Annotated in this window: 3 protein-coding genes and 5 pseudogenes; 4 read left to right on the top strand and 4 right to left on the bottom strand. The window is 65.1% G+C overall.

Annotated features, from left to right (window positions below):
• Nucleotides 1-187 precede the first annotated feature (187 nt).
• Entirely contained in the window at nt 188-781 is a 594-nt protein-coding gene (locus ACODSK_RS31820; protein WP_489022013.1) for a TetR/AcrR family transcriptional regulator, read from the bottom strand.
• A gap of 119 nt (nt 782-900) precedes the next feature.
• On the opposite strand from ACODSK_RS31820, the pseudogene ACODSK_RS31825 reads away from it, so the two are divergent.
• From ACODSK_RS31825 to ACODSK_RS31835, 3 genes and pseudogenes are all read left to right on the top strand, one after another.
• Nucleotides 901-2,132 (top strand): annotated as a pseudogene (locus ACODSK_RS31825) (MFS transporter).
• Between the two features lie 92 nt (nt 2,133-2,224).
• A pseudogene (locus ACODSK_RS31830) lies at nt 2,225-3,313 on the top strand (MFS transporter).
• Nucleotides 3,314-3,635: 322 nt separating this feature from the next.
• Nucleotides 3,636-3,878, top strand: a complete 243-nt coding sequence (locus ACODSK_RS31835; protein ID WP_489022015.1) for a hypothetical protein — start codon at nt 3,636-3,638, stop codon at nt 3,876-3,878.
• Nucleotides 3,879-3,966: 88 nt separating this feature from the next.
• Here the strand turns inward: ACODSK_RS31835 and ACODSK_RS31840 are convergent.
• Nucleotides 3,967-4,184 (bottom strand): annotated as a pseudogene (locus ACODSK_RS31840) (LysR substrate-binding domain-containing protein); the annotation flags it as partial.
• Between ACODSK_RS31840 and ACODSK_RS31845 the strand changes: the two are divergent.
• Nucleotides 4,168-4,667: pseudogene (locus ACODSK_RS31845) on the top strand (zinc-binding dehydrogenase); the annotation flags it as partial. The pseudogenes ACODSK_RS31840 and ACODSK_RS31845 sit on opposite strands and share 17 nt — an antisense overlap.
• A gap of 28 nt (nt 4,668-4,695) precedes the next feature.
• Here the strand turns inward: ACODSK_RS31845 and ACODSK_RS31850 are convergent.
• Both ACODSK_RS31850 and ACODSK_RS31855 read right to left on the bottom strand, forming a co-directional pair.
• Nucleotides 4,696-5,829: pseudogene (locus tag ACODSK_RS31850) on the bottom strand (5-methyltetrahydropteroyltriglutamate--homocysteine S-methyltransferase); the annotation flags it as partial.
• Between the two features lie 98 nt (nt 5,830-5,927).
• Entirely contained in the window at nt 5,928-7,268 is a 1,341-nt protein-coding gene (locus ACODSK_RS31855) for an MFS transporter (protein ID WP_489022017.1), read from the bottom strand.
• Nucleotides 7,269-7,607: the final 339 nt, after the last annotated feature.

Consider the following 7,607-nt stretch of genomic DNA (forward strand, 5'->3'; position numbering starts at 1 on the left):
CAGGCCATGGCACGTTGCAACAGATGTGGGAGCGGCTGTTAGCCGCGATGCGCCGTGTGGACGGCGCTCGATCTCAAGAACACCACAGGGATCAAGGCATGCACCTCTCGGCCCTGATGCAATTTCCTGCCAAGCGCTTTGCGCATCAAAAGATGTACAGATACCCATGCCTTGATGGCCGGGTCACCTACAACGAACGTGCAACCAACACCCCCCGCAACAACAACCTCAACGCCTTGAGCGCATGCTCCAGCCGATCAGACCCCTGATCCCCTTCGGCAATCCAGAACGCTGCTTCCGACAGACACCCATAGATCAACGAAGCCAACGCCTCGGAATCCGCCTCGGCGATCACGCCCTGGGCCATGAGGCTGTCGATCAGCCCCTGCATCGACTCGACGCAATACCGCTGTGCTTCCGGTGACGCGCCGCCGAGCACGGCCCGGGCATCACGCAGTACCAGGCGCTGGATTTCAGGTTCCAGGGCCATCTGCAAATAAGCCTCGCAGCGGTTTTGAAAGCCTTGCCACGGGTTTTCCGCAGCGTCGGAAATCGTCCGCAGCCGCGCATCCATCTCGGCATCGATCTGCTCGACCACCGCCGCGAGCAAGCCTTTCTTGTCGCCGAAGTGGTGATAGAGCGCGCCACGGGTCAGGCCGGCCTGGGCGGTGAGGTCGTCCATCGAGGTGTCGGCATAGCCCGTTTCACTGAATACCCGGCGGGCCGTGGCCAGTAATGTCGCTCGGGTTTCTTCCATCTCGGCGCGGGTGCGGCGAGCCATAGGCGTTCTCCTGGAGTGTTTACATACGGAGCGTATGAATAAGGCTCGTTTTCATACGAGGCGTATGTATCTTCCCTCCCACCGCAAGGCACTTGCAAGCTGGTTTTCAGGAGATCCACATGGGTTCAACTTACCGAGAGCTGTTCAGCGCGCCGGGCAGCAGGGCGTTTTCCCTCGCCGGCCTGCTGGCCCGGTTGCCGCTGCCGATGACCGGCATCGGCATCATCACTTTGCTGTCCCAATTGCACGACAGCTACACCCTGGCCGGGTTAGTCGCGGCGACCTTCGTGCTGACCTATGCGCTGCTCTCACCGCAGATTTCCCGGCTGGTCGACCTGAAGGGGCAAAGCCGGGTGCTGCCCGTCGCGACCGTTATCAGCATTGCCGGGTTGCTGATCCTGGCCGCCGGCTCATGGTGGAACGTCGGGTACTGGAGTCTGTTCCTCGGTGCGCTGCTGGCCGGTTTCATGCCGAGCATGTCGGCCATGGTGCGGGCGCGCTGGACGGCGCTGTACCGGGGGCAGCCGCGCTTGCAGACGGCCTATTCGCTGGAAACGGTGTTCGATGAGGCGACCTTTATCCTCGGGCCGCCGTTGGCCGTCGGGCTGGCGGTGATGGTGCTGCCCCAGGCGGCGTTGCTGGTGGCGGCGGCGTTGCTGTTGCTGGGGGTGTCGGCGTTGCTGGCGCAGCGTGGTAGCGAGCCTGCGGTCGAGGTCCGGGATGCCGGTGCGGCGCGCCCGGGCTCGGTCATCCGCCTGGCGGGCGTGCGCTGGCTGACGCTGTTGCTGGTGGCGATGGGCGTGATTGTCGGCAGCGTGGATATCGTCAGCGTGGCGTTCGCCGAGCAATTGAACCGGCCGGCTGCGGCCAGCCTGGTGCTGTCGGCCTATGCCGTGGGCTCCTGCGTTTCCGGGCTGGTGTTCGGCGCGATGCAGCCGGGCATGCCCTTGCATCGACAACTGCTGGTTGGCGCTGCGGCGACCGCCCTGACCACGCTGCCGCTGATGGCCGCCGGCAGCATTCCCGCCCTGGCGGCGGCCGTGCTGCTGGCCGGGCTGTGCTTTGCGCCGACCATGATCGTGGCGATGACCCTGGTCGAGCGCCTGGTCCCCGAACGACAAGTGACCGAGGGCATGACCTGGCTGCTGGCCGGGCTGAATATCGGCGTCGCGCTGGGGGCGGCCGGTGCCGGGCGGATGGTTGATGGCGCGGGGGGCGGGGTGGTTTCGTTCTGGCGCTGGTGGCGGGTGTCGTGGTGTTGCTGGTGGCGCTGTGGGCTGGTCGATACCTGCGCTCCGGGCCGTCTGGCCAGGCAAGTCTTTTTCCGCGATTCAAAGGATCCGAATCATGAGTACCTGCTCATCTGCAGCCGCGCCCGCAACCCATTCATGGCTGGCGGTGATCGCCGTCGGCCTCGCCACCTTTGCCGTGGTTACCACCGAGATGCTGCCGGTCGGCTTGCTGACCCCGATTTCTGACACCTTGCAGGTTTCGACCGGTACGGCCGGTCTGATGATTTCCTTGCCGGCGCTGCTGGCTGCGCTGTTTGCGGCGGTGGTGGTGCTGGCCTCGGCCGGGGTGGACCGGCGCACCTTGCTGTGCGGTTTGCTGGGGTTGCTGTTGATCGCCAACGTGGCCTCGGCGCTGGCGCCGAGCATGGCCTGGATGCTGGCGGCACGCACCCTGGTTGGTTTCTGCATCGGCGGCATCTGGGCCATCGCCGGCGGGTTGGCGGCGCGCCTGGTGCCGGGGCATGCCGTCGGCCTGGCGACCTCGGTGATCTTCGGCGGCGTGGCGGCAGCTTCGGTATTGGGCGTGCCGCTTGGGGCCATGGTCGGCGAGCTGGCGGGGTGGCGCTGGGCGTTCGCGTTGATGGCGCTGTTCATCGGGCTGGTGCTGGCGTTGCACCTTGCCGTGCTACCGGCGCTGCCAGCGCTCGGGGCCGCTGGCGTGCGCCAGTTCGTGCAGCAGCTTGGCAACCGCTAGCTGCAGGCTGGCTTGCTGCTCACGCTGTTGCTGGTCACCGGGCACTTTGCCGCGTTCACCTTCGCCCGGCCGCTGCTGCACAGCGTGTCCGGGTTCGATGAGCAGTGGATCGGCCCGTTGCTGTTGGCCTATGGGGTGGCGGGGATGATCGGCAACTTCGTGGCCGGCACTTGGGCCGCCCGTCATGCCGCGCCGGCGCTGATGGCGATTGCCGCAGGGTTGCTGCTGGCCGCCACGCTGTACCTGGTCATTGGTGGCTCATCGCTGGGAGGCGTTGTGTCTCTGCTGATCTGGGGGCTGGCCTACGGTGGCGTGTCGGTCGGGCTGATGACGCTGATGATGAAAGTGGTGCCTGATGCCGTGGAGATTGCGGCAGCGTTGTATGTGGGAACGTTCAATCTGGCCATTGCCCTGGGCGCGTGGGTTGGTGGTCAGGCGGTCGATATTGGCGGGCTGGCGGTGAATCTGTGGTTGCTGGCGGGGTTTGCCGGCAGTGCGTTGGTGTTGGGCTGGGGGATTTATCGGTCGGTCGGGGAGGGGAAATAGCCCTCACAAGATGTTGCACTTGCCTGAAAACTTCACCGATCTCCGACTTTCTTGTAGGCAATTTCCCAAGCATACTCGGCAACCCCGCTTGGCGGTTGCACCCCATGGAAACCCTGCCTAGTCTTCGCCGGTCGTTGAACACAACGACCGGTTGTGACAGGCCGGGTTTTCTTGAGGAACGCTAGTCGTTATGGCGGCTGTGCGTGTGGGCGTCTTCGGGCGCGCCAGGTTGTCCTCAAGTCCTGGTCTGTCAACCCGCGCACAGTTGCCACCCCTGTTTGACAGCAGGTTTTCAATCGCTTCATTACTTGAGGAAGTACCGATGAAAAAGCTCGTCCCCGATCCACCCCCAGTCCTTTGCGTTGGCCCCGGCCTCTCTCATGAAGAGGCGATCAAGCGGGCGACCGAACATGTCACCAAGGCCATTCTCGATGCTGCTTATCTTCCTGCTCCAGCCGATCCCCGGCACAGGGAGATGCTCAGCAGTGCGGTGTTGAACATGAGGATCAGCAAGGCATTGCTGTTGATTGCCACGTCGGAGTCGCCGGTTAGTTTGCCGGTGTGAGTGGATGCCGCGGAGCTCGGCTCCGTGGCTCTCCTGGTACAAGCGTCTGCCAGGTGCGATTTCCTGGCGGGCGCTCGTGCTCGAAAGCTCAGTCCTTGTTGTCAGCCAACGCACCCCGCACAAAATCGAGAAAACTGCGCAGCTTCGGCGTCCCCGCCGATCCGCCGCATACAGCGCATTCATCGGCGAAACCGGCACCGGGTACTCCGGCAGCAGCGACACCAGCGTACCGTCGCGCAAGGCATCGCCCACCAGTTCCTGCGGTTGCACCACCACGCCCAGTCCGGCCACCGCCGCGTCCAGCAGCGTCGGCCTGGCCGCGTTCCAGATGGCGCGCATGGTCGGTGCCACCGCGGTGGCGCTGCTCATGTGATCGTCAGTGACGAGGAGGATATCGTCGAGCGGGTGATGGCCCTGACCGATGGCAAGGGCGCGCGGGTGGTGTTCGACCCGGTCGGCGGACCGGCCTTTGAGCCCTTGACCCAGAGCATGGCTCGCGGCGGAATTCTTCTGGAGTACGGCGCGCTGAGCCCGGAGCCAACGCCGTTCCCGTTGTTCACCGTGCTGGGCAAGAGCCTGACCCTGAAGGGCTACCTCTATGCCGAGATCGTCGCCGACCCCGAGGCGCTGACGCGGGCCAAGGCGTTCATCCTGCAAGGGCTGGAGTCGGGTGCCTTGCGCCCGATCATCACCAGGACCTTCCCCCTGGAGCAGATTCAGGAGGCGCATCGCTTCCTCGAAGCCAACCAGCAGATCGGCAAGGTGGTGGTGAGCGTCCGAGACGCCTGAGGGCTCAGGCGCTGCGAAGCAGTACCCGGGCCGCAGCCGCGCGGCTCTGCTCCAGCGCTGCCTGTACGTCGCTGGCATCAGGCTGATTGAGCGCCTTGGTCAGCACGGCGACCTCCTGGCATTTCTGCGCGGCGAAGGCCAGCCAGCTGTTTGCCTCGGCAGCCAGCGCGTCTTCACGGTTCAGGTCCGCCGGGCTGGGCAGCAGCGAGCAGGAGGGCGCAACCCACAGGCGATCGCCCAGGCGCTCGGCGGCGTGATGCAGTACGTCCAAGGCTTTCTCCAGGTCGCAGCGCCAGACGTTGCGGCCGTTGACCAGGCCCAGAGACAGCACCTTGTAGGCCGGCAGCCGATCGAGAAGGGTCGGGTATTGCTCGGGAGCGCAGACCAGGTCGATGTGCAGGCCATCCACCGGCAGGTTGGCGGCCAGGCCGAGGTTGCTTTCCAGACCGCCGAAGTAGGTGGTCACCAGCTTCTTCAGCGGCTCGCGCTGGATCAGGTTGTAAACACGCTCGTAGGCGTTTTTCCAGTCTTGCGGCAGGTCGAGGGCGAGGATCGGTTCGTCGATCTGCACCCACTCCACGCCTTGCGTGGCCAGGCGCTGGAAGATCTGCCCGTACAGCGGCAGCAGGCGCTCGACCAGTTCCAGCTTGTCGAAGTCGTCACCCTTGGTCTTGCCCAGCCACAGGTAGGTCAGTGGACCCAGCACCACCGGCTTGACCGCGTGGCCGAGGGCCAGGGCCTCGTCGACTTCCTCGAAGAGTTGTTCCCAGCTCAGTTCGAATTGCTGGTCAGCGGTGAATTCCGGGGCCCGGTAGTGGTAGTCGGTGTCGAACCATCTGGTCATTTCCTGGGTGGCGCCACGGGCCATGTCGCACAGGGTGAGCAGGGTCGGGTTGGCATCGGCGTGGCCACGGAAGCGCTCGGGGATCACGCCGAAGGTCAGGGAGTGGGTGAGGACCTGGTCGTACCAGGCAAAGTCGCCGACCGGCAGCAACTCGATGCCGGCGTCCTTCTGTACCTGCCAGTGAGCGGCGCGCAGTTCGCGGCCCACGGCGCGCAGACCAGCCTCGTCGAGCTCGCCTTTGCAGAAGGCTTCCTGGGCCTTGTCCAGCTCGCGGTCGCGGCCGATGCGCGGGAAGCCGAGGTTGTGTGCCAATGCCATGGTGCGGTCTCTCCATCGAAACGATTCAATGGAGAGATTCTCGGGAAACCGCTTTGATGAAACAAACTCGTTTTATTTATGTGGAACTTTAGTTTTTGTCATGCAGGTTCGGCAGGACGCTGTGGTGATGGTGCAGGCGCAGTCGGTTCTTCATGCAGCGAGATACGGCTGGTTTCCGGCAGGGACAGGCCGCCGACCAGGGCCACCAGGGCGATCACAACCAGATAGAACGCCGGAGCCAGGCTGCTGCCGCTGGCGCCGATCAGCCAGGTTGCCACCAGTGGCGCGGTGCCGCCGAACAGGGTGTAGGCGACGTTGTAGGTCATCGCCGAGGCGGTATAGCGGGTACGGGTCGGGAAGCTTTCCGAAAGCAGCGCCGCCGTGACCACGCCGGAAGACACCGCGCCCACCGCCAGCAGGATCACCCCGCACACGGCCGCCAGCACATTGCCGGAACTGGCCAGCCAGTACGCCGGGAACACCGCGACGATCACCCACAGGCCGGTCAGGCCGATGGTCCGGCGTCGGCCGAAGCGGTCGGCGAAGGCCCCGGCGGCCGGGCAGGCACCGGCGGCGAACAGCAGGGCAATGGTCGAGACCATCAGCGACTGGGCCCGGCTCAGGTGACCGACCACTTGCAGGTAGGTGGCGAAGTAGGTGGTGAACATATAGAACGACAGCGCCGTCAGGGAGATGAACGCGCCCAGGCGCAGCATCGCGCCTTTCTGCTGGGCCAGGGTTTCCCGCAGCGGCGAATGGGCATGTTCCTTCTGTTCGGCCATTGCCAGGCGGAAGGCCGGGGTTTCCTCCATGCGCCAGCGCAGGTAGAGGCCGACGATGCCCAGCGGTGCGGCCACCAGGAAGGGTACGCGCCAGCCCCACTGCGCCATGGCTTCGGCGGGCAGGTTGGCTTCCAGCAGGTAGGCGATCACCGCGGCGCTGGCGAAGGCGGAGAAGGTCGATACCGGCAGGAAGCTGCCGTACCAGCCGCGACGATGATCCGGCGCATGCTCCATGACATAGGCGCAGGCCCCGGCGTATTCGCCGCCGGCGGAAAAGCCCTGGACGCAGCGGGTCAGGGTCAGCAGCACGGGGGCCAGCAGGCCGATGCTGGCATAGGTCGGCAGCAGGCCGATCACGGTGGTGGCGGCGGCCATCATCAACACGGTGATCGACAGCACCCGCTTGCGCCCCAGGCGATCGCCCAGCGCGCCGAACACGATGCCGCCGAGGGGGCGCAGGGCGAAGGCCACGGCGAACACGGCGAAGGTCTGCAGCAAGGCGGCGTTGGGGTCATCGCTGGAGAAGAACTGCTTGGCGATGGTGGTGGCGAGAAAACCGTAGACGGCAAAGTCGAACCACTCGACGAAGTTGCCCACGGCCGCGGCGGCGGTCACTTTACGCAAGGTAGCGGGGGATACGCTGAGGGTTTCGTGCATGACCGGTGTTCTCCAGGGAAATTGCAGCAGCGCGAATGGGGTTTTGCGCACGATGCAAGGGGCTGGCGCCGGTCGGCAAGGTGGGTGTCTTGAACGGGATGGTGGGGGTCGTATTGGGTGAGGGTCCAGGCAGGAGGTTCCATGGTGGCGGGCAAGCAGATTGATGTTGTGGCTGCTGGCCTCATCGTCGGCAAGCCGACTCCCACAGGGTTCTGGGCCGGCCACGGTATCCGTGCTCGACGCGGTCCCTGTGGGAGCTGGCGTTGCCAGCGATGCGGCCCGCTAGAACAACACAGTCCAGCAAGATCGATGTCGAGGCTGATGGCCTCATCGTCGGCA

It is taken from the genome of Pseudomonas sp. FG98 (assembly GCF_057808595.1).